Raw genomic sequence first — 20,307 nt, 5'->3', positions numbered from 1 at the left:
ACCGAGCAAGAATTAATTGTAAAATGGCATGTTTATCGTTGAAGACTCAATGACTAACTGTCAAATTCTTCTTTCAATATTCTCATTACATCCAGAATCGTTTCCTCTTCCAGGTCTGTTCTTCGTACTAAATCTTCTACATCTTGTTTTAAGATACTTTTTGCAGTATCCAATCCAATTTTTGCAAATTCTTCAATAACCCAGTCTTCAATTTCATCTGAAAACTCTGTTAATTCAACATCATCATCATCAGCGGTAGCACCAGCAACATCACCTTCACGAATAACGTCTAATTCATAGCCCGTTAATAAGCCCGCTAATTTGATATTGTGTCCCCCACGACCAATCGCTTTTGAAACTTCTTCAAGCTTCAAGAAAACCTCTGCTCTTTTAGTCTCTTCATTGATCTTGATCGAAGATACTTTTGCAGGGCTTAATGCTCTTGTGATAAACAATTGAATGTTGCTTGTATAATTGATAACATCTATATTCTCATTACCTAATTCACGCACGATTCCATGAATACGAGACCCTTTCATACCTACACAAGCCCCCACAGGATCTATTCTGTCGTCATAAGAATCAACAGCTACTTTTGCTTTTTCGCCGGGTATCCTAACCACTTTCTTTACCATGATTAAACCATCAAATACTTCCGGAATTTCTTGCTCAAACAATTTTTCCAAGAACTTCTCCGAAGTTCTAGACATAATAATTTGAGGTTTATTTCCCTTCAACTCAACGCTTTCAATTATCCCTCTGACATTATCTCCCTTGCGGAAAAAATCAGAAGGTATTTGTTTTTCTTTTGGCAAAATAATTTCATTGCCTTCATCATCAACTAAAATCACAACTCTTGGACGCACATGGTGCACTTCAGCGGTGTAAATATCTCCTATTAAATCTTTAAACTGCTTGTAAAGATTGGTGTTATCGTGTTCATGAATTTTAGAAATCAAATTCTGACGCAAAGCTAAAATTGCTCTTCTTCCTAAATCAATTAATTTAACTTCTTCAGAAACCTCTTCTCCAATTTCAAAATCAGGCTCTATTTTTCTAGCTTCAGTCAATGTAATTTCAAGGTGATCAAAATCCAAGTCTTCATCCGCAACAATTACTCTTCTTTGCCAAATCTCCATATCTCCTTTATCAGGATTTATAATGATATCGAAATTATCATCTGAACCGTATTTTTTTTTCAATGCATTTCTAAATACATCTTCTAAAATTGCCATAAGCGTTACACGATCAATAAGTTTATCATCTTTAAACTCTGAGAATGAATCGATCAATGCTAAATTTTCCATGCGAATTCTTTAATTAAAATGTTACTGTAACAATTGCTTCTTTAATGTCTCCATAAGGTAGTTTAAGTTCTTTTTGAACGGTCTCCTTCCCTTTACCAATCTTTTTTGGCTCTCTTGCTTCCCATGACAAAATTACAAAATCATCATTAGCTTCCACTAATTCCGCTTCAATTATTTCTGCTCCAGTCTTCACAATCAATGTACGCCCTATATTTTTCTTGTATTGTCTGATCAATTTCAATGGAGATCCTACTCCTACCGAAGCCACTTCTAAAGAAAAATCCTGCTCCTCACGGTCCAGGTTATTGTCTAGTGAACGGCTCACATCAATACAATCCTGAAGCGCTACTCCATTATCTCCATCCAAGGTCACAATAACCTTAAAAGCATCCGTGATAATCAGGTCTATCAAAAAAATTGACGGCTTCTCTAACAGGCCTTCTGCCAATAACGTGTTTACTTTCTCTTTAAATGTCATATGCTTATAAAAAGAGGGGACATTTAGTCCCCTCATTATCTAGATTTTAATAAATAACGGTGCAAATATAGTGTTTTTTTTTATAAACCAAAATAATCGATTGCTCTAAAATAATTTCTTATCTTTAATGAACAATTCAAAACAACAGTTTTACCATAATTTAACACGCTGTAATTATGAAACGTATTTTAGTCCCAACCGATTTTTCTGATCATGCCGGAAACGCTCTAAAAGTGGCTGCTGTAATTGCAAGAAAAAACAAGTGTGAAATATTCCTATTGCATTTGTTAGAACTCCCAAACCACATGAATGACTCTGTTACTGGAGCAGACATTACTCCGGCGCTTATGTTGTTCATCAAAAAAGTTAACGAAAACCTTCAAAAAATAAAAGAACAGCCCTATTTGAAAGGAATTCCGGTACATGTCTCTGTACAATTTGAAAAAGCTTTTAGCGGTATTTTATCCTTTAACAAAAAGAATAAAATTGATTTAATCGTTATGGGCTCTCATGGCACTTCAGGCATTGAAGAAATCATTATTGGCTCTAATACTGAAAAAGTGGTCCGACTCTCCGAAATTCCAGTTTTAGTTATAAAAAAAGATGTAGGTAAATTAAAATTTAAAAATTTCGTCTTTGCCTCTGATTTTTCAAAAGAAGCTAAAAAGCCTTTTAAAAAAATGATGGAGTTCGCGAAGATCTTTGATGCCAATTTGTTTTTAGTCATGATTTGCACTCCCAATAGTTTTAAGACCACTCTTGCTGCCGAAAAGGTGATGGGTGCTTTTATGGCTGATTTTGACCTTCCAAATTACTCCTCACACCTCTTCAATGATGCGAACATTGAAAGTGGAATAATCAATTTTTCAAAAACAATAGATGCTGATTTAATTGGACTTTGCACCCATGGCAGAACTGGGCTAGCACATTTCTTTAACGGAAGCATCAGTGAAGACTTAGTAAATCATACCACCAGACCTGTTATCACTTTTAGAATTTAACTCCTTTTGGCTTTGCAAATAACAACTGACCAACTTCATTCTCATATCCCGGAAACCCCAACAAACTCTACTCAGAATTTAGTATATAAAAAAACCTCTCAGAAATTGAGAGGTTTTTTGTTGGTCTACAAGGACTCGAACCTTGAACGACTGCACCAAAAACAGTTGTGTTACCATTACACCATAGACCAGCATTGCTGCTAAGCGAGTGCAAATTTAAAATAAAATTTAGTTTGCACAAATTTTTTTTGCCTTTTTATTAAAAAAAAATAACAAAAAATAAAATCAGCTGCAAAATATCTCAAAAGAGCTTTACAATCAATTGATTATTGAATTTCATTACTTTTCCAGAAAATAGTGTTAATGCTACTAGGGTTAAATAAAAAAACATTTTCTTTGTAACTTACATTTAAACTAAATTTTAGTACATGGACAAAGGAACATTCAACTTCAATAAATGGAACACAATTATTGGTTGGTTAACATTTGGAATCGCATTATTAACTTACACTTTAACTGTTGAGCCTACCATGAGTTTTTGGGATTGTGGCGAATACATTTCCACCGCAGCAAAACTTCAAGTTGGCCACCCTCCGGGAGCTCCTTTATACCAGATGATTGGCGCTTTTTTCGCCATGTTTGCATCAGATGATCAACACATTGCCTTAATGGTAAATATGATGTCCGTATTCTCGAGTGCCTTTACTATTTTATTCCTTTTTTGGTCTTCGTCCATTCTTCTAAAAAAATTGATTTCCCGATTTTCAGAGACTAACAGAAACAATGAAATCGTTATACTAGGAAGTTCATTTGTTGGTGCTTTAGCCTTCACTTTTTCAGATAGCTTTTGGTACAATGCTGTCGAGGCTGAGGTTTACGCCATGGCATCCTTGTTTATTGCCCTATTGTTTTGGCTGGGTTTACGCTGGGAGCAAGACATGAATACTCCAAGAGGAAATAAGTGGTTATTGATTATTTCTCTTGTTGTAGGACTTTCCTTTGGGGTTCACTTTATGGCATTACTAACAATTCCCGCAATAGGTTTTCTTTATTTTTTTAAAAACTATAAGGTAGTAACAGTTAAAAGTTTCCTTATTGCAAATGTTGTAGTAATTGCTATTTTGTTGTTTATTTTCAAATTGCTACTTCCTATGACCATGGGATTCTTTGGTAAAATAGAAGTTTTTATGGTCAATAGTTTAGGACTGCCGTTTGACTCGGGCACTGTGTTTGTTACAATAGCTTTGATTGCTTTCTTTTACTTTGGATTGAAATACACCAAACAAAAAGGCTTTGTGTTCTACAACACCATAATTCTTTGCATCCTTTTTATTTTAATTGGTTTCTCGACATGGATGATGCTACCCATTCGAGCAAATGCAAATACTGTAATCAATGAAAACAAACCGTCTGATGCCCGCGAAGTTTTAGCCTATTACAATAGAGAACAATATGGCGTAAATGCATTGTTCTATGGTCCACAATACACAGAGAATTTTGCCGGATTAGATGCCAATAATCCTTATTTAGACAAAGCACCCAATTATGAAAGAGATTATAAAACAGGGAAATATGTTATTGTCAATAATTATAAAAATGCTTCCCAAAATTCAGATGACAATCACAAAACCATTCTCCCAAGAATGTGGAGCGATGGACATATTGAAAATTACATGAATTTTACCAATCCGCCTCAATTCAAATTAAATCCTAATTATCCTTACGAGGATGATTTAGCAAAATACGGTATTGATGCCAGTCAACTTAGTGAAGAAGATTACAATAAAGCGATTGCACAACTCAAAAATGAAACTCAAAAAATAATTTCTGAATTCAGACAAGCCTACGCGCAAAAACAAATTGACAACGAAGGATATGTCACCTTCCTAAAAAGTTATGGCGACTATTTGATTGTTGAAAAACCAACAACTGCGGACAATCTAGGTTTTATGGTAGAGTATCAATTTGGATACATGTATTGGAGGTACTTGATGTGGAATTTTGTTGGCCGTCAAAATGATGTTCAGGGACGATACGATTATCTGGATGGCAACTGGCTCAGTGGTATAAAATTCATTGATGAATTGCATTTAGGAAGTCAGGACAACTTACCATCGGATGTATTGAACAATAAAGGTCGGAATGTATATTTCTTTTTGCCTTTTATTCTGGGCCTTATTGGACTTATGTATCATGCCAATAAGGATTTAAAAAGCTTTTATGTTTTGCTTGCCTTGTTTCTTTTTACGGGAATAGCCCTGAAAATTTATTTGAACGAAAGGCCTTTTGAACCTCGAGAAAGGGATTATGCATTGGTAGGCTCCTTTTATGTATTTGCCATCTGGATAGGCTTTGGTGTTTACGCCTTGTATGAAAGTGTCAAAAAACATCTCGCTCCAAAAATAGCTGGCCCTCTCCTTATCGCATTAAGTTTAGTAGCGGCACCAGTGCTTATGGCGTCACAAAACTGGGATGACCACGACCGTTCCGGCAAATATACCGCGTTGTCTATGGCAAAAGCATATCTTACTTCGTGTGACCCTAATGCCATCTTATTCACCATTGGAGACAATGACACTTTCCCGCTTTGGTACGCACAGGAAATTGAAAAAATAAGAACCGATGTCAAAATTGTAAACACCAGTTTATTCATGACGGACTGGTATATCGATCAAATGAAAACCAAAACATACGAATCAGACCCGGTACCGGTTTCGTTTACACACGAGGAGTATGTGGGAGACAAATTAGACTATGTGGCTCATATTCCAAAAATTGAAAGTCGCTGGGATATAAAAGATTTTATCGATTTTATTAAAAATCCTAAATCAACGGTAGGAATGCAAAACGGACAAACCATCCATTTTTATCCAACCAATAAGATTCGGATTCCCGTTGACAAAAAAACGATCATACAAAACAAAGTAGTATCCCCTAAATACAATGACTCTATAGTGCCTTATATTGACATAGACATCAAAGGGAGTGCGTTGTACAAAAACAGATTGATGATGCTTGACATTGTTGCTAATAACAACTGGAAAAGACCAATTTATTTTAGCGGTGGTGCTTATGATAGCGAAGACTACATCTGGATGAAAGAATACCTTCAACTCGAAGGTATGGTATACAAACTAGTTCCAATAAAAACCCCAATGTCCAAAGATGGAAGTCTACTTGAAATGGGACAAATAGACACTGACAGAATGTATGCAAAGGTCATGAAATGGGATTGGGGAAATAGTGATAGTCCTTCTATTTATCATGATCCAGAAACCAGAAAAAATAGCATTACCTACCGAAACAATCTGTCAAGATTGATGAATCAGTTAATCCTGGAAGGACAGAAAGAAAAAGCCAAAAAAATCATTGATTTAGCTATGGCAAAAATGCCTTTGGACAGCTTTGGCTATTATTCATTAGTAGAACCTTTTGCGGGGGGCTATTATAAAACTGGCGAAAAAATAAAAGCCGAACAATTATTGGACCGATTAGTCTTTAAGTACCAAGAAAACCTCAACTATTATGGCAATCTTAAATCTTCTGAACAAAGCAGTATTGCAATTCCAATCATAACTGATATTGAGCGCTACAGAAGCCTCTTGCAAGTCATGAAAGAAAATGGCGATCTCGCATTTTACAATAAGAACAAAATTGTCTTCAATACGTACATCAAAATGTTTGAACGTTTTGGACGCGACAAAGAGTAATATTAGAGAGCCATTAAAAAAATAGCGACATTTTTTAATGTCGCTATTTTTTTTAATTTTAAAATGAAAAAAATGAAATTGTACTGGACAAAGACCCATTCGATTATAAAAAAAATATTCTCTAATTATAGTTGGGATGTCTCCAATACAGGAAATACTGTATACCTTACCTTTGATGACGGCCCCATTCCAGAAGTTACAGAATGGGTTTTGGTGGAATTAAAAAAATACGGAATCAAAGCCACTTTTTTCTGTATTGGAAATAATATCGAAAAAAATTCTGAAATATTCAAAAAGGTGATTCGGGAAGGCCACACCATAGGAAACCACACTTTCAACCACTTAAATGGCTGGCAAACAACTACTGAGACGTACATCAAAAACACGAAACAAGCTCAAGAAGCGATTGAAAACCACACCCATCCAGACGCTAAACTTTTTCGCCCTCCGTATGGAAAAATAAAAAAATCGCAATCAAAAAAACTACAAAAACTAGGGTACAAAATAATTATGTGGGATGTCCTGAGTGCTGATTTTGATGCCACAATATCTAAAGAAAAATGCCTGAATAATGTGTTGTCAAATGTAAGACCGGGGAGTATTATTGTTTTTCACGACAGTATAAAAGCGTTCAAGAACCTACAATACGTGTTGCCAAAAACACTAGCTTATTTAAAAGAAAATAATTTTAAGTGCAACCCTTTATAAAAATATTACAATTGTTCCTGAACGAGACTAATTATCGTATTGGCGTCAAGTTCTCCGGACTGTCTCCAGATCATCTGACCTTGTTTATAGATCATCAACGTAGGCAACCCTTTGATCCGCAAAGCATCCGCTAATTCTTGATTTTTATCAACGTCAATCTTAATGACTTTCGCTTTATCGCCAAGAGCCGCCGCTACATCTCTGATCACAGGATGCATTAAAACGGAGGATTCATTCCACTCCGTATAAAAGTCAATTAATACCGGAATTTTAGTATTTATAAGTTCTCCAAATTTTGACATAAAACCAAAAATTTAATTTTTAAAATTCACTAAACAGAGATGTTAATTTTACAAATGTAGCATTTTAAACGAATTCTGCTACATTAGTGCCTTTTTTTAGTTCGATGACCGTTATTTCCGGCATGATTCCTACTCTGCCAGGAAAGGCATGAAAACCAAATCCCCTATTGACATAAACGTATCTTCCCAGGTTTTCATATAAGCCGGCCCATTGTTTGTATACGTATTGCGCCAAACTCCATTTGAAATAACCGGGAATTTCGATTCCAAATTGCATTCCGTGTGTGTGCCCGGAAAGCGTAAGGTGGTAGTGTTTATCATCGTGCTGCACCACGTGCTCCCAATGGGAAGGGTCATGGCTCATCAAAATCTTGAAATCTTCTTTCTTTAACTGCCCCGAAGCCTTATTCAAATCTCCGGCCTGCTTGAAATTATGTCCCCAGTTTTCGACACCTACTAATGCTATTTTGGCATCTCCTTTCTCGATAAACGTATGCTCATTCAGCAATAAATCAAACCCAATTTCTCCGTATAAATTTTTTATTGCCTTAAAATTATCTGCTTTTGCGGCTTCACTTGGCCAGGTTACATATTCTCCGTAATCATGATTCCCCAAAACGGAATATTTGCCATATTCATGTTTCTTAATTCGGTTGAATGTTTCTATCCAAGGATGCATCTCTTTGGCGTGCGTATTGACAATATCTCCAGTAAACAGAATCATATCTGAATTTTGCTCATTTACCAAGTCAATCGCATAATTAATTTTTTCCGGGTCATCAAAGCTTCCACTATGAACATCGGATATTTGAGTAATTTTAAAACCATCAAAAGCATCCGGTAAATCCGGAAAAAAAATACGCTGCCTGATCACTTTGTAATTGTATTTCCCAATCGTGACTCCATATATCAAGGATAAAAACGGAACCGCCGCTAACCCTAATCCTATTTGACTGATAAACTTTCTTCTGGAATTAAGGAAATCAGTACTCTTGTCATAATCCACGAAAAAATTTAAGGCTCCAGCACCTACTCTAAAAATGTCTTCCCCTATTAAAATTAAGGCTAAAATTAATTTTGGAACATAAACAATAAGCAACAATCCCATACTAAACATGAATTGCTGGGTTTGTCCTACGCTACGGTCAAATTGCATTAAAGAATACACGATATATATTAAAACTAATAGGCTTATACCCTGAATTGAAAACAATATTAGTTTTGATTTTATCAAAGTTTTTAAGATCTGAAAAGTATACAGCTCAATAATAAGTAGAATTGAACACAAGAATACGACACGGAAAATCATTTTTAATCAAATTTTACACAAAATAACAAATTAAGAAAATAGTATGCGTTTTTATTAATCTAAATTTAACTAAAATTACATTAAATCAACTTGAAACAGCTTAGCTGAAATAGAAAACTTAATTTTAAATAAAAAGCAAAACCGTTATCGTACAAATTATTCGTACTTTATTTAATAAACAAGTTTAACAAATATAAAATCGCTGCACCTAAGCCCCTGTTTCTCCTATTTTATTTTAAAAAACATAGTGAAATTGATTTGAAGAAATATTTCATGCCTTTATCTGACAAGTTTTGTACTTTTGAAAACTTTACAAAAATCACAATTCATGTCACAACAAAAACGCCTGTTTCTTCTTGATGCCTATGCCCTAATCTTCAGAGGCTATTATGCTTTTATAAAAAATCCACGGATCAATTCTAAAGGAATGGATACATCCGCCATTATGGGTTTTATGAATTCATTGATGGATGTTATAAAAAGAGAAAAACCAGATCATTTAGCCGTTGCTTTTGACAATGGTGGCAGCCAGTTGAGAAATGACATCTTCCCGGAATACAAAGCCCATCGTGATGCTACTCCGGAAGCCATAAAAATTGCTATTCCTTATATCCAAGATTTACTGAAAGCCATGCATATTCCTATAATAGAAGTCAAAGGCTATGAGGCTGATGACCTAATTGGGACCATTGCCAAACAAGCCGAAAAACAAAATTATAAAGTTTTTATGGTCACCCCGGATAAGGATTTTGCACAACTTGTTTCTGAAAACATATTTATGTACAAACCTGCCCGAATGGGGAATGGAATAGAGATCTGGGGAATTCCTGAGGTTTTGGCAAAATTTGAAATTGAACGTCCGGATCAGGTAATCGATTTCCTTGGAATGATGGGTGATGCAGCGGATAATATTCCAGGACTTCCCGGGGTAGGCGAAGTCACTGCAAAGAAGTTTCTAAAAGAATTTGGAACCATGGAAAATCTTTTAGCTAATACGGATAAGCTGAAAGGAAAAATGAAAGAGAACATTGAGGCGAACAAGGAAAAAGGATTATTATCTAAAACCTTAGCCACAATTTTACTGGATTGTCCCGTTATTTTTGATGAAACGGACTATGAATTATCCACTCCTGATGTCGAAAAAACAGACGCACTGTTCAACGAGTTAGAATTCCGCCGAATGGCAGAGCAGTTTGACGCTATATTCAAAAAAGGAGCGACTGCGACTACCAATAACCCGGTTGATGAAACTAAATTATATAAAAAAACACAACCTAAAACTGAAGAACAATTTGATCTTTTTGGAAGTGCCATTCAGGAAGACTCATCAGAAGAAACACGCCATCAATATTATAGTTCACTAGCAAACACAGAACATTCGTATCAGATAATCCAAGGGGATTTAGGGCTGAAATTGCTGTTGCAAAATTTACAAAAACAAGCTTCAGTATGTTTTGACACCGAAACAACTGGTCTAGATGCTTTGCATGCCGAATTAGTGGGGATTTCGTTTTCTTTCGAAAAAGGAAAAGGATTCTATGTTCCTTTTCCGGAAAATCAAGAGGAAGCACAAGTTTTAATCGAGAAATTTATTCCTTTTTTCGAAAATGAAAACATCGAGAAAATTGGTCAGAATTTAAAATACGATTTAAAGATACTCTCTAATTACAAGGTTACCGTAAAAGGAAAACTATTCGATACCATGATTGCACATTATCTAATCAATCCGGATATGCGTCATAATATGGATATTTTGGCAGAAACATATTTAAAATATTCCCCGCAATCTATTGAAACTTTAATTGGGAAAAAAGGAAAAAACCAGAAATCAATGCGCGACGTTGAACTGGAAGAAATCAAAGAATATGCGGTTGAAGACGCTGATGTAACTTTGCAACTCAAGGAAATATTCACTTTAGAATTAGACAAAACCGGCACCAAAAAACTTTTTGAGGAAATCGAAATTCCATTGGTACCTGTTTTGGCCGCTATGGAAAAAGAAGGAATCCGCGTAGATGTCGATTTCTTGAAATCCCTGTCGAAAACCTTGGATGATGATATAAAGATATTGGAAGCAAATATTTATGAAACTGCCGGTGAAAAATTCAATCTCGCTTCCCCAAAACAACTGGGCGATGTATTATTTGACAAATTGAAAATTGGAGGAGCCAAACAAAAGAAAACCAAAACCGGTCAATACGCAACCGGAGAGGAAATCTTAAGCTATTTAGCCGCTGAAAACCCAATTGTAAAAGACATTCTGGATTGGCGACAATTGATAAAGCTACAAAACACGTATGTTGATGCTTTACCCAACCAAGTTGACAAAATCACGAACCGCATACACACCGATTATATGCAAACCGTTGCGGCAACAGGACGATTGAGTTCGAATAATCCCAACTTACAAAACATCCCGATTCGAACCGAACGTGGCCGACAAATCCGGAAAGCATTTGTGGCACGAGATGAAAATTACACATTGGTTTCTGCAGATTATTCCCAAATAGAATTGCGGGTAATTGCTGCATTAAGCGGTGAAGAAAACATGATCAAAGCCTTTCAGAATCACGAAGACATTCACAAATCTACTGCTTCAAAAGTCTTTAATGTTCCGCTGGAAGAAGTGACTCGCGAGCAACGAAGTCATGCCAAAACGGTCAATTTCGGAATTATATATGGTGTTTCGGCTTTTGGATTGAGCAATCAAACTAACTTATCTCGTAAAGAGAGTGCTGATTTGATTGAAGCGTATTACCAAACCTATCCAAGATTAAAGTCTTATATTCAGGAACAAATAGATTTTGCAAGAGAGAACGGCTATGTGCAAACCATCCTGGGCCGTCGTCGTTATTTGAAAGATATCAATTCACAAAACGCCATTGTTCGTGGTGGAGCAGAACGAAATGCGGTAAACGCACCAATTCAAGGCAGTGCTGCTGATATCATCAAAATTGCAATGATTAATATTCACGGAAAACTAACCTCTGAAAATTGGAAAAGTAAAATGTTGCTACAGGTTCATGATGAGCTTGTGTTTGATGTGCATAATGATGAACTCGAAAAAATCAAACCGATGATAAAATATGAAATGGAACATGCGTTTAAACTTGATGTACCTTTGGATGTAGATTTAGGAATGGGGAAAGATTGGCTGGAAGCGCATTAATAACTGCTTGAAATATCCCAGAAAGATTGCATCTAAATAGTACAATTAGCGCTTTATTGCGGCAGTATTTCACTATTTCATTCCTGATAAAACGAACAAAAACAACTTATGAAAATAGCAAGATGACTAGATTTTTTTTGTTTTAAAAAGAAAAGGGGGAACAGTAGAAATCGAGAGCCAGCTCTAAAAAGCGAATTTAATTTTTTTTTAATTCGCTTATTAACAAGCCAGTTACCTTTTTTATAATTGCCATCTATTGATTCTCAATTATATAAATACTATCTTTGCGCAAATTAAGGAATATTATGAATAATAAGCAAGGCAACAATAAAGGAAGTGGTGCTAGAACAAATAGTTCAAGACCAAGTTCTAACAAGCCAAAACCTGCGATGCAAAAACGGGCACAAGGGCCAAAAAAAGTTAAAATAAATACTAAAGTTGTAGCTGTCGATACGGATAAAGTAGAAAAAAAACCAAATCAAGCTCCTAAAAGACCAAAGGTAAAAGACGAAATCCGTTTGAATAAATACATCGCCAATTCTGGGGCATGCTCGCGTCGTGATGCGGATATTTACATTCAATCCGGAACTGTAAAAGTAAATGGAATTCCCGTTATCGAAATGGGATATATGGTAAAACCGGGAGACGTAGTAAATTTTGACGGTGCCACTTTGACACCGGAGAAAAAAGTATACATCTTATTGAACAAACCAAAAAACTTTACTACTGCGATGGACGAAGGTCAGGAATATCGTAATGTACTGGAACTGGTAAAAGGCTCTACAACAGCAAAAATTGGCGCTATTGGGAGAATGGACAAGAATACAACTGGTTTACTATTGTTTACGAATGATACGGATATGATTCGTAAATTTACGTTACCAAGTCAAAAATCATCTAAAATTTACCAAGTTTCATTAGATAAAAACTTGAAATTTGAGGATTTAGAAAAAATAAACAAAGGACTGACTCTTGACGGACACCGTGTTTTTGTGGAAGATGTAAGCTACATTGACGGAGAAGCGAAAAGTGAAATTGGATTACAGTTGAGATCCGCTAACGTGAAAGTGGTTCGTAATATTTTTGAACATTTCAGTTATGATGTGTTGCGTATTGACAGAGTTGCTTTTGCTGGTTTGACTAAAAAGAATTTACCAAGAGGAAACTGGAGATTGCTTACTGAACAAGAAATTATCAATTTGAAGAACGTTTAATATTTCTTTGGAATTATAAAATTAAATCCCTTTTGCGTAGCAAAACGGGATTTTTTTAATTAAAAATGCAAATTAAAATTAGTATGATGCCAGAAAAATTACAATCTATAGCTTTTAAATGGTTTGAAACTTTCAACAATAAAGAATTAGAAAAACTATTGTCTTTGTATGATGACGATGCTGTGCATTTTAGTCCAAAACTAAAAATATTCAAACCCGAAAGCAACGGTTTTGTCACCGGCAAAGAAGCCTTGCGAGAATGGTGGAAAGATACTTTTGAACGTTTGCCGAGTTTGAATTACAATGTAAAATCGCTTACCGCAAATGGTGACCGCGTTTTTATGGAATACATACGAACGGTAGCCGGTGAAGAAGATTTACTGGTAGCAGAAGTATTAGATATCAGAGAAGGTAAAATAATTGCTTCCAGAGTGTATCACGGATAAGCCTTTTTTGAAGGACAATAAAAAACCCTACAACACATTATTTGTATTGTAGGGTTTTTGCTTTAGAACAAAATTATTTTATCCTTTTATCTTTTTAAATACTTCTTCTTTTTTGTCCAAACCACGTTTTCTCAACAGCGGTTCAATACTTGGCTCCGCACCGCGGAAACGTTTGTACAAAACCATCGGATCTTCTGTCCCTCCTTTTTCCAAAACATTCTCACGGAATAATTTGGCTTTTTCAGGATTGAACAAAGTAGTTGTTTTGAACGCTTCAAAAGCATCCGTATCTAAAACTCCTGACCATATATAACTGTAATATCCAGAAGAATATCCTCCAGAGAATATATGACTGAAATACGTACTTCGGTATCTTGGAATAATAGATGCAATCAAACCAATTTTTGTCATTGCTGCTTTTTCGAAAGCGTTTGCATCAACGGTAATGTCTTTGGTTTGAGAATGGTATTCTAAATCCAATAAAGAAGCTGCTAGATATTCTGTTGTAGTAAAACCTTGGTCAAAAGTCCCTGCTTTTTTTAATTTATTCACCAATGTTTCTGGAATCACTTCCCCAGTTTTATAATGCTTTGCATACATTTTTAAAACCTCTGGTTCAGCTGCCCAATTCTCCATAATTTGAGAAGGAAGTTCTACAAAATCTCTTGGAACACTTGTTCCTGCTAAACTTTTATAGGTCACATTAGACAGCATTCCGTGTAAAGAATGTCCAAACTCGTGAAAGAAAGTCGTAACCTCATCAAATGTCAAAAGTGCTGGGGCATTCGCTGATGGTTTAGTAAAATTACAAACAATAGAAACTACTGGAGCCACGCGTTTTCCGTCAACCGTTTTTTGAGTTCTGTACGAGGTCATCCATGCACCGCCTCGTTTGGATTCACGCGGATGAAAGTCCATGTATAAAACACCCAAATGGGTTCCGTCTTTCTCAGTCACTTCCCAAACGGTAACATCTTCATGGTATTTTGGAACATCCGTCAATACTTTAAACTGAAGCCCGTATAGCTTTTCGGTTACTTGAAAAACGCCTTTTCTAACATTTTCTAAACTGAAATACGGCTTTAATTCTTCTTCGTCTAAATCAAAACGTTCTTTTCTGATTTTCTCCGTGTAATACCTCCAGTCATACGGCTGTACGGCACCTTTAATTCCTTCTTTAGCCATCATTTTCTGAATATCGGCAGCTTCCGTTTTAGCAATTTCCAAAGCTGGTTTCCACAAATCATTCAATAGCTTATTCACATTTTCGGGAGTTTTAGCCATTGATTCTTCCAAGACATAATTGGAATGTGATTTATACCCTAATAATCGTGCTTTTTGCCCACGAAGATTTGCTAATGCTATTGCATTCTTTTTATTGTCAAATTCATTATCTTGATTACCTCTAGTCTGGTAGGCATTCCAAATTTGCTTGCGCAATTCTCGATTAGAATTGTATTGCAGAAATGGCATCACACTGGAATTAGAAAGGGTAAAAACCCATTTTCCTTCTTTGCCTTTTGCTTTGGCATCAACAGCTGCAGCATCAATTAATCCTTGTGGCAATCCGGACAAATCTTTTTTGGCATCAACAACCAACTCGTATGAATTAGTCTCCGCCAAAATATTCTGTCCATACTTTAAGCTGGTCAGCGAAAGATCTCCGTTTATTTTACGCAATATTTCCTTGTCAGCATTTGATAAATTGGCTCCACTACGAACGAAATCTTTGTACGCATTATCCAAAATTTTAGCCTGTTCTAAATTCAGTCCCAAAGTTTCTTTTTTGTCCCAAAGCGTTTTTACTTTTGCGAATAATTTCTCGTTCAGGTAAATATTATCTCTGTGCGCGGAAAGATTTGGTGCCATTTCTTTGGCAATATTCTGAATCTCTTTATTGGTATTCGCCGAATTCAGATTAGAAAAAACCGTATTCACATTCGATAATAATTCCCCTGCATTTTCCATGGCAAGAATAGTATTCTCAAAAGTAGCGGGTTGCGTATTATTTGCAACAGCATTAACCTCCGCTTGATGGGTACTAATTCCCTCTAAAATCGCGGGCTTAAAATGTTCGTTTTTAATTTTATCGAAAGGCGGCACATTAAACGGCGTGTCGTAAGCCTGAAAAAATGGATTCATACTAGTGTTCTCTTGTTTTTCTTGTGCTTCAATTGTTAGCATATTTCCGATAACTAACAAAATAAAAAAGGATTTTTTTCTCATTTAGGTGTGATTAATTAAAAAAGTAAATTTAGCAGAAATCTACTAAAAACAAACTGTACGATGGCGCGTTAACTAAATTTTATGACAAATAAAGATATTTTTACAAACGAAAAACTATTCTTACATTTGAATTTGAAAAAAAAACAATAAATTAGCTCAATCTATTACCAAATATAATTATGAAAAAAATAACCACTCTTTTACTTTCCGTAACCACTTCATTATTGCTACTTAATTGTAAATCGGAAGAAAAAAAACAAGACTTTAGCAGTCTGACAGAAAATTATTTTGACGACAAAAATGCTATGAATCCTCTGGATGCGACCCAAAGTGGTCAAAACCAATACAACGACCAACTGCAGTTTGAAATGACGGACAGTTTTAGAAAATCACAAGAAGCTTTCTTTGACAAATACCAAACTGCCTTAAAAGGATTTGCTATTGAAGACTTATCCGAAGAGGAAAAAAACAGTTACGAAATCATCAAATGGGAAGTTGAAATCGGGAAAGATTTATTAAAACAACCGACAAATTTGTTGCCGGTACATCAATTTTGGGGAACACATCTAACCATGGGACAATTTGCGGGAGGAACCGGTGCACAACCATTTAAGACAGAACAAGATTACACCAATTTCCTAAAAAGAATGGACAAATATGCTGTCTGGATCGATTCAGCAATGGTCTATATGAAAAAAGGAATGGCAAAAGGGGTTGTTTTACCAAAATCATTAACGGTAAAACTGATTCCACAATTTGCAGAAATGGCTACACCTAAAATCGAAGACAATTTGTTTTATTCTTCTATAATACTCCTGCCTACTACTTTTCCTGACAGAATCAAAAACGAGTTAACCGCAAAATATACCGCAACCATCAACAACAAATTGATTCCGCAATACAAGAAAATGGCCGATTTCCTGAATAAAGAATATCTTCCTGCTTCCAGAGCTACCAGCGGAATAGGAAGTTTGCCTTTTGGAAAAGAGCTATATGCCACGTATGTAAAACAATGGACCACTACTGATATGACTCCGGAACAAATTCACGAACTGGGATTAAAAGAAGTTGCACGATTAAACGCCGAAATGGAAAAGGTAAAAACGCAAGTAGGTTTCAAAGGCACTTTATTAGAATTCTTTGAAGTGGTTAGAAACAAAAAAGAATTAAAACCATTTACAAAACCAGAAGAGGTTATAGCCAATTTTCAAAGCATTTATACCCGTATCAAACCGAATGTAGATAAATTATTCGCACTCCAACCCAAGACGAAGTTTGAAATCAGAAGAACAGAAGCCTTTAGAGAAAAAACGGCCAGCGCCGAGTACAATCAAGGAACTGCTGATGGTTCGCGCCCAGGCATTTTCTATGTTCCGATACCTGATGTAGCGAATTATAATATGTACGGCGATGAAGATTTGTTTTTGCATGAAGCCGTTCCTGGACACCATTTCCAAATATCCTTGCAGCAGGAAAACGAAAATCTTCCTGACTTCAGAAAATTCAATTGGTTTGGCGCTTATGGTGAGGGTTGGGCTTTATACACGGAAAGCCTAGGAAAAGAACTGGGATTGTATCAAGATCCGTATCAATATTTTGGGATGCTGGGCAATGAAATGCACCGCGCAGTGCGATTAGTAGTTGACACTGGACTGCACTCCAAAGGCTGGACTAGAGCGCAAGCCATCCAATATTCATTAGCAAATGAGGCCGAAAGTGAAGCTAGTATTATTCCAGAAATAGAGCGGTATATGGCCATCCCTGGACAGGCTTTATCCTATAAAATTGGTCAGTTGAAGATTCTAGAATTACGTAAAAAAGCCGAAACAAAAATGGGTGCTAAATTCGATATTAAAAAATTCCATGAAAAAGTATTGGAATCCGGTGTAATGCCTTTAGCGATATTAGAAAATAAAATTAATGCTTGGATACCTAAATCTAACTAAAATGAAAAAAATAACCGTTAACGTCTTATTCCTGTTCTGCATTGTTTTAAATAGCTATTCTCAAGGATATCTTGATAAAATTGACCCATACTCAACTGGTGTATTATATCGAAGCACTGATTTAAACAATCCTGTTTTAGCAAAAACAGAAGGCACGCAGTACCTCAATAAAGACTTTCAATTAGCGGAAGTTTCTGATGTTCCAAAAAAATTAATGGTGCGATACAATGCCGTCACAGACACTCTAGAGATTCAAAGTGAGGGTGACCAATTCTTTTCGCTCACAAAAAAAGCTCCATATAATACCATCACTATGGTTTCTAACCAAAATAAATTAAAACTTTTAAATTACACAAATAAAGAAGGCGACGTTTATGGGTACCTATCTGAATTACATGGTACAAGCTATCTCGCCTTGTACCGAAGAGATAAAATTATACTCCAAAAAGCAACAGAGGCCAGAACAAGCTATCAGCAAGCTAAACCCGCAAAATTTGTTAAAACAAATGCAGAGTATTATCTAAGTTTAGAAAATAAAATAGCAAGACCAATGCCAAAGAACAAGAAAGAGCTTCAAGACTTGTTCCCAATGAAAAAAGAGAAAATTGCAGTTTACTTAAAAAAGAATACCTTTTCTTTGAAAGAGGAAAAGAGTATTATTGAAATTGCAAAATTTCTTTCTGCTTTATAGAAACTTCACTAAAAAACATAGAAATCCGGAGATATACCTGATGACTCGGATATGTGAGCGCAACGATAATGGACTTGCTAACTTTCCTCTCTAACCCCGGGGTAAAGCCTCGAGGAATTCAACTGATTGAAGAATTTGATTATGGGCACGAGCGGGACGCTCGCGCTCAATGTCATTAAGTTAAGGGGTTATTGTTTTTAATGGCAAAAGCAATCAAGTTTTCTATCGCTTCGCCATTTCTGAAAGGCGTCAGTAAATCTGTTTCGGAGTTAGAGAACAGACAGTATTTTAGTTGCCCATTGGCCGTAAGGCGAATTCTGTTGCAACTGTAACAAAAAGGATTGGCTATCGAACTGATAATTCCAAAACTTCCCAAATAGTTTCGTGTTTTGAATTCTCTGGCAGTGAAGTTTTTATCGTCTTCTAATTTCTCTACATCGGATTGCCGGAAATGATGTAACACCTGATCCAGAATGTCCTTTTGAGCAACCATTTTGCTCTTGTCCCACTCATTTCCTCCAAAAGGCATGAATTCTATAAACCGAATCGAAATCGGTCAATCTTATTTTGTCAACACCATTATTGACGAATATTTGGGCGATTGCTTGAATTTCGTCAGTCGTCATCAGGCTCGCTTTTGGAGGTACTACAATTCCATCGACCGGCATGCAATAGGTGCAACGCAAATTGTATTTCTCAATTAGAGAAATACGTAAATAGTGGTGTTTACATCCAAAATCATTCGATAAAACAGCCTTATTTGATATCATGATTATTGCCTTTCAAAATATGAAAAACATGCAGCACATGAGGAAATATCGCATCCATAGATTCCTTTGCGCCATTGGTTGAACCTGGCAAAGCCAATACCAACGAATTCCCTAAAGTTCCCGCGACTGTTCTGGAAAGCATGGAATACGGCATGCGTTGTTGCCCATAACTGCGTATGGCTTCCTCGATTCCCGGAATTCGGGTTTCTAATAAAGGTTCCAGTGCTTGCGGGGTAACATCTCTTGGCGAAAGCCCGGTTCCTCCTGTAAAAATGATTAATTGATTTTCTTTGGCAAAAGCTTTAGTCCGCTCCTGAATCACATCAATTTCATCCGGTATGATTTCGTAATGCGTCGTTTCTACGCCACTAATTTCCAATTTTTCAACGATTATTTTTCCGGAACGATCTTGTTTATCTCCCGCAAAAATAGAATCGGAACAAACGAAAACCGCCGCTTTAATTGCGGATGGAAATCTATTTTTGAAAGACGATTTTCCGCCTTCCTTACTAATTAATTTAATGGTTGAAATCTCGATATTTTTGTCAATTGGTTTCAGCATGTCATACATCGTAAGCGCCACAATCGAAGCGCCGTGCATCGCCTCTACCTCAACTCCGGTTTTGTAAACCGTTTTCACGTTGAAAATAATATCAATGCGTAATTCGTTAATTTCATATTCCACCGATGTAAATTCAATTGGAATCGGGTGGCAATCCGGAATGGATAAATGCGTGTTTTTCACGGCAAATAAACCAGCCGTTTTAGCCATTTCCAGTACGTTTCCTTTGGGAACCAGATTATTTATAACGGCGTCAATTGTGGCTTGAAGACTCACAATTACTGTGGCCTTTGCGGTTGCTGTACGAAGCGTACTTATTTTATGTGTGATATCAACCATTTTTTTTTTAATGTTTAAAGTTTCAGGTTAAATCTGATAACGACTAATTATAGAAACTACGAACTACTTTTTAATTATTTTTGTACTTTAAAATGTTTAAGACAATCATTAAAGACAATCGCTATCGAC

The 20,307-nt window shown here is 36.0% G+C and carries 16 protein-coding genes and 1 tRNA gene; 8 read left to right on the top strand and 9 right to left on the bottom strand.

The annotated features are described in order from the left end of the window. Positions 1–53 precede the first annotated feature (53 nt). Positions 54–1,307, bottom strand: coding sequence for a transcription termination factor NusA (gene nusA / locus EKM05_RS01980; RefSeq protein ID WP_126453830.1), 1,254 nt, complete (start codon positions 1,305–1,307; stop codon positions 54–56). 13 nt (positions 1,308–1,320) lie between these two features. Beyond that, a complete protein-coding gene (rimP, locus tag EKM05_RS01975) occupies positions 1,321–1,785 on the bottom strand; it encodes a ribosome assembly cofactor RimP (RefSeq protein ID WP_126459084.1) in 465 nt (154 codons plus the stop codon). Between the two features lie 176 nt (positions 1,786–1,961). On the opposite strand from rimP, the gene EKM05_RS01970 reads away from it, so the two are divergent. After that, a complete protein-coding gene (locus EKM05_RS01970; protein WP_126553146.1) occupies positions 1,962–2,786 on the top strand; it encodes a universal stress protein in 825 nt (274 codons plus the stop codon). A 120-nt stretch (positions 2,787–2,906) separates the two neighbouring features. On the opposite strand, the gene EKM05_RS01965 is transcribed toward EKM05_RS01970, so the two are convergent. Next, positions 2,907–2,977 (bottom strand) — tRNA-Gln (locus tag EKM05_RS01965). Between the two features lie 237 nt (positions 2,978–3,214). Here EKM05_RS01965 and EKM05_RS01960 point away from each other — a divergent pair. Together EKM05_RS01960 and EKM05_RS01955 are read left to right on the top strand one after the other, a co-directional pair. After that, the gene (locus EKM05_RS01960) at positions 3,215–6,496 is read left to right on the top strand and encodes a DUF2723 domain-containing protein (RefSeq protein ID WP_126553144.1); all 3,282 of its coding nucleotides are present in this window, start codon (positions 3,215–3,217) and stop codon (positions 6,494–6,496) included. A 72-nt stretch (positions 6,497–6,568) separates the two neighbouring features. After that, on the top strand, positions 6,569–7,204 hold the full coding sequence (locus EKM05_RS01955; RefSeq protein ID WP_126459077.1) for a polysaccharide deacetylase family protein: 636 nt from the start codon (positions 6,569–6,571) through the stop codon (positions 7,202–7,204). Positions 7,205–7,209: 5 nt separating this feature from the next. Here the strand turns inward: EKM05_RS01955 and EKM05_RS01950 are convergent, their stop codons facing one another. Both EKM05_RS01950 and EKM05_RS01945 read right to left on the bottom strand, forming a co-directional pair. Further along, entirely contained in the window at positions 7,210–7,506 is a 297-nt protein-coding gene (locus EKM05_RS01950; protein ID WP_126458398.1) for a co-chaperone YbbN, read from the bottom strand. Positions 7,507–7,570: 64 nt separating this feature from the next. Beyond that, entirely contained in the window at positions 7,571–8,815 is a 1,245-nt protein-coding gene (locus EKM05_RS01945) for a metallophosphoesterase (protein WP_126458395.1), read from the bottom strand. Between the two features lie 328 nt (positions 8,816–9,143). Between EKM05_RS01945 and polA the strand changes: the two genes are divergently transcribed. From polA to EKM05_RS01930, 3 genes are all read left to right on the top strand, one after another. Beyond that, a complete protein-coding gene (gene polA, locus EKM05_RS01940; protein ID WP_126553142.1) occupies positions 9,144–11,984 on the top strand; it encodes a DNA polymerase I in 2,841 nt (946 codons plus the stop codon). Positions 11,985–12,289: 305 nt separating this feature from the next. Further along, complete coding sequence (locus EKM05_RS01935; RefSeq protein ID WP_126458390.1) at positions 12,290–13,198, top strand: pseudouridine synthase; 909 nt, start codon at positions 12,290–12,292, stop codon at positions 13,196–13,198. 65 nt (positions 13,199–13,263) lie between these two features. After that, a complete protein-coding gene (locus tag EKM05_RS01930; protein ID WP_231507426.1) occupies positions 13,264–13,644 on the top strand; it encodes a nuclear transport factor 2 family protein in 381 nt (126 codons plus the stop codon). A gap of 78 nt (positions 13,645–13,722) precedes the next feature. Here EKM05_RS01930 and EKM05_RS01925 read toward each other — a convergent pair whose 3' ends face one another. Next, the gene (locus EKM05_RS01925) at positions 13,723–15,870 is read right to left on the bottom strand and encodes a M3 family metallopeptidase (RefSeq protein WP_126553140.1); all 2,148 of its coding nucleotides are present in this window, start codon (positions 15,868–15,870) and stop codon (positions 13,723–13,725) included. Between the two features lie 179 nt (positions 15,871–16,049). On the opposite strand from EKM05_RS01925, the gene EKM05_RS01920 reads away from it, so the two are divergent. Both EKM05_RS01920 and EKM05_RS01915 read left to right on the top strand, forming a co-directional pair. After that, positions 16,050–17,816 carry a DUF885 family protein gene (locus EKM05_RS01920; protein WP_126553138.1) on the top strand — a complete coding sequence of 589 codons (1,767 nt, stop codon included), beginning with the start codon at positions 16,050–16,052 and terminating at the stop codon, positions 17,814–17,816. A 1-nt stretch (position 17,817) separates the two neighbouring features. Further along, entirely contained in the window at positions 17,818–18,507 is a 690-nt protein-coding gene (locus EKM05_RS01915; RefSeq protein WP_126458382.1) for a hypothetical protein, read from the top strand. 175 nt (positions 18,508–18,682) lie between these two features. On the opposite strand, the gene EKM05_RS14550 is transcribed toward EKM05_RS01915, so the two are convergent. Genes EKM05_RS14550 through moaCB form a run of 3 tightly spaced genes read right to left on the bottom strand, consistent with a single transcriptional unit; the run spans position 18,683 to position 20,178 of the window. Beyond that, positions 18,683–19,036, bottom strand: coding sequence for a hypothetical protein (locus EKM05_RS14550; RefSeq protein WP_233590862.1), 354 nt, complete (start codon positions 19,034–19,036; stop codon positions 18,683–18,685). Beyond that, positions 19,017–19,277, bottom strand: a complete 261-nt coding sequence (locus tag EKM05_RS14545) for a hypothetical protein (RefSeq protein WP_233579254.1) — start codon at positions 19,275–19,277, stop codon at positions 19,017–19,019. The genes EKM05_RS14550 and EKM05_RS14545 overlap by 20 nt, the downstream gene beginning before the upstream one ends. Further along, a complete protein-coding gene (moaCB, locus tag EKM05_RS01905) occupies positions 19,264–20,178 on the bottom strand; it encodes a bifunctional molybdenum cofactor biosynthesis protein MoaC/MoaB (RefSeq protein ID WP_126458380.1) in 915 nt (304 codons plus the stop codon). Before moaCB ends, EKM05_RS14545 begins: the two co-directional genes overlap by 14 nt. Positions 20,179–20,307 lie beyond the last annotated feature (129 nt).

The organism is Flavobacterium sp. GSP27 (genome assembly GCF_003970395.1).
In the GTDB taxonomy this organism is placed as follows: Bacteria; Bacteroidota; Bacteroidia; order Flavobacteriales; family Flavobacteriaceae; genus Flavobacterium.
The sequence above is the reverse complement of the archived record's forward strand: the minus strand, read 5'-3'. Positions and strand labels throughout refer to the sequence as shown.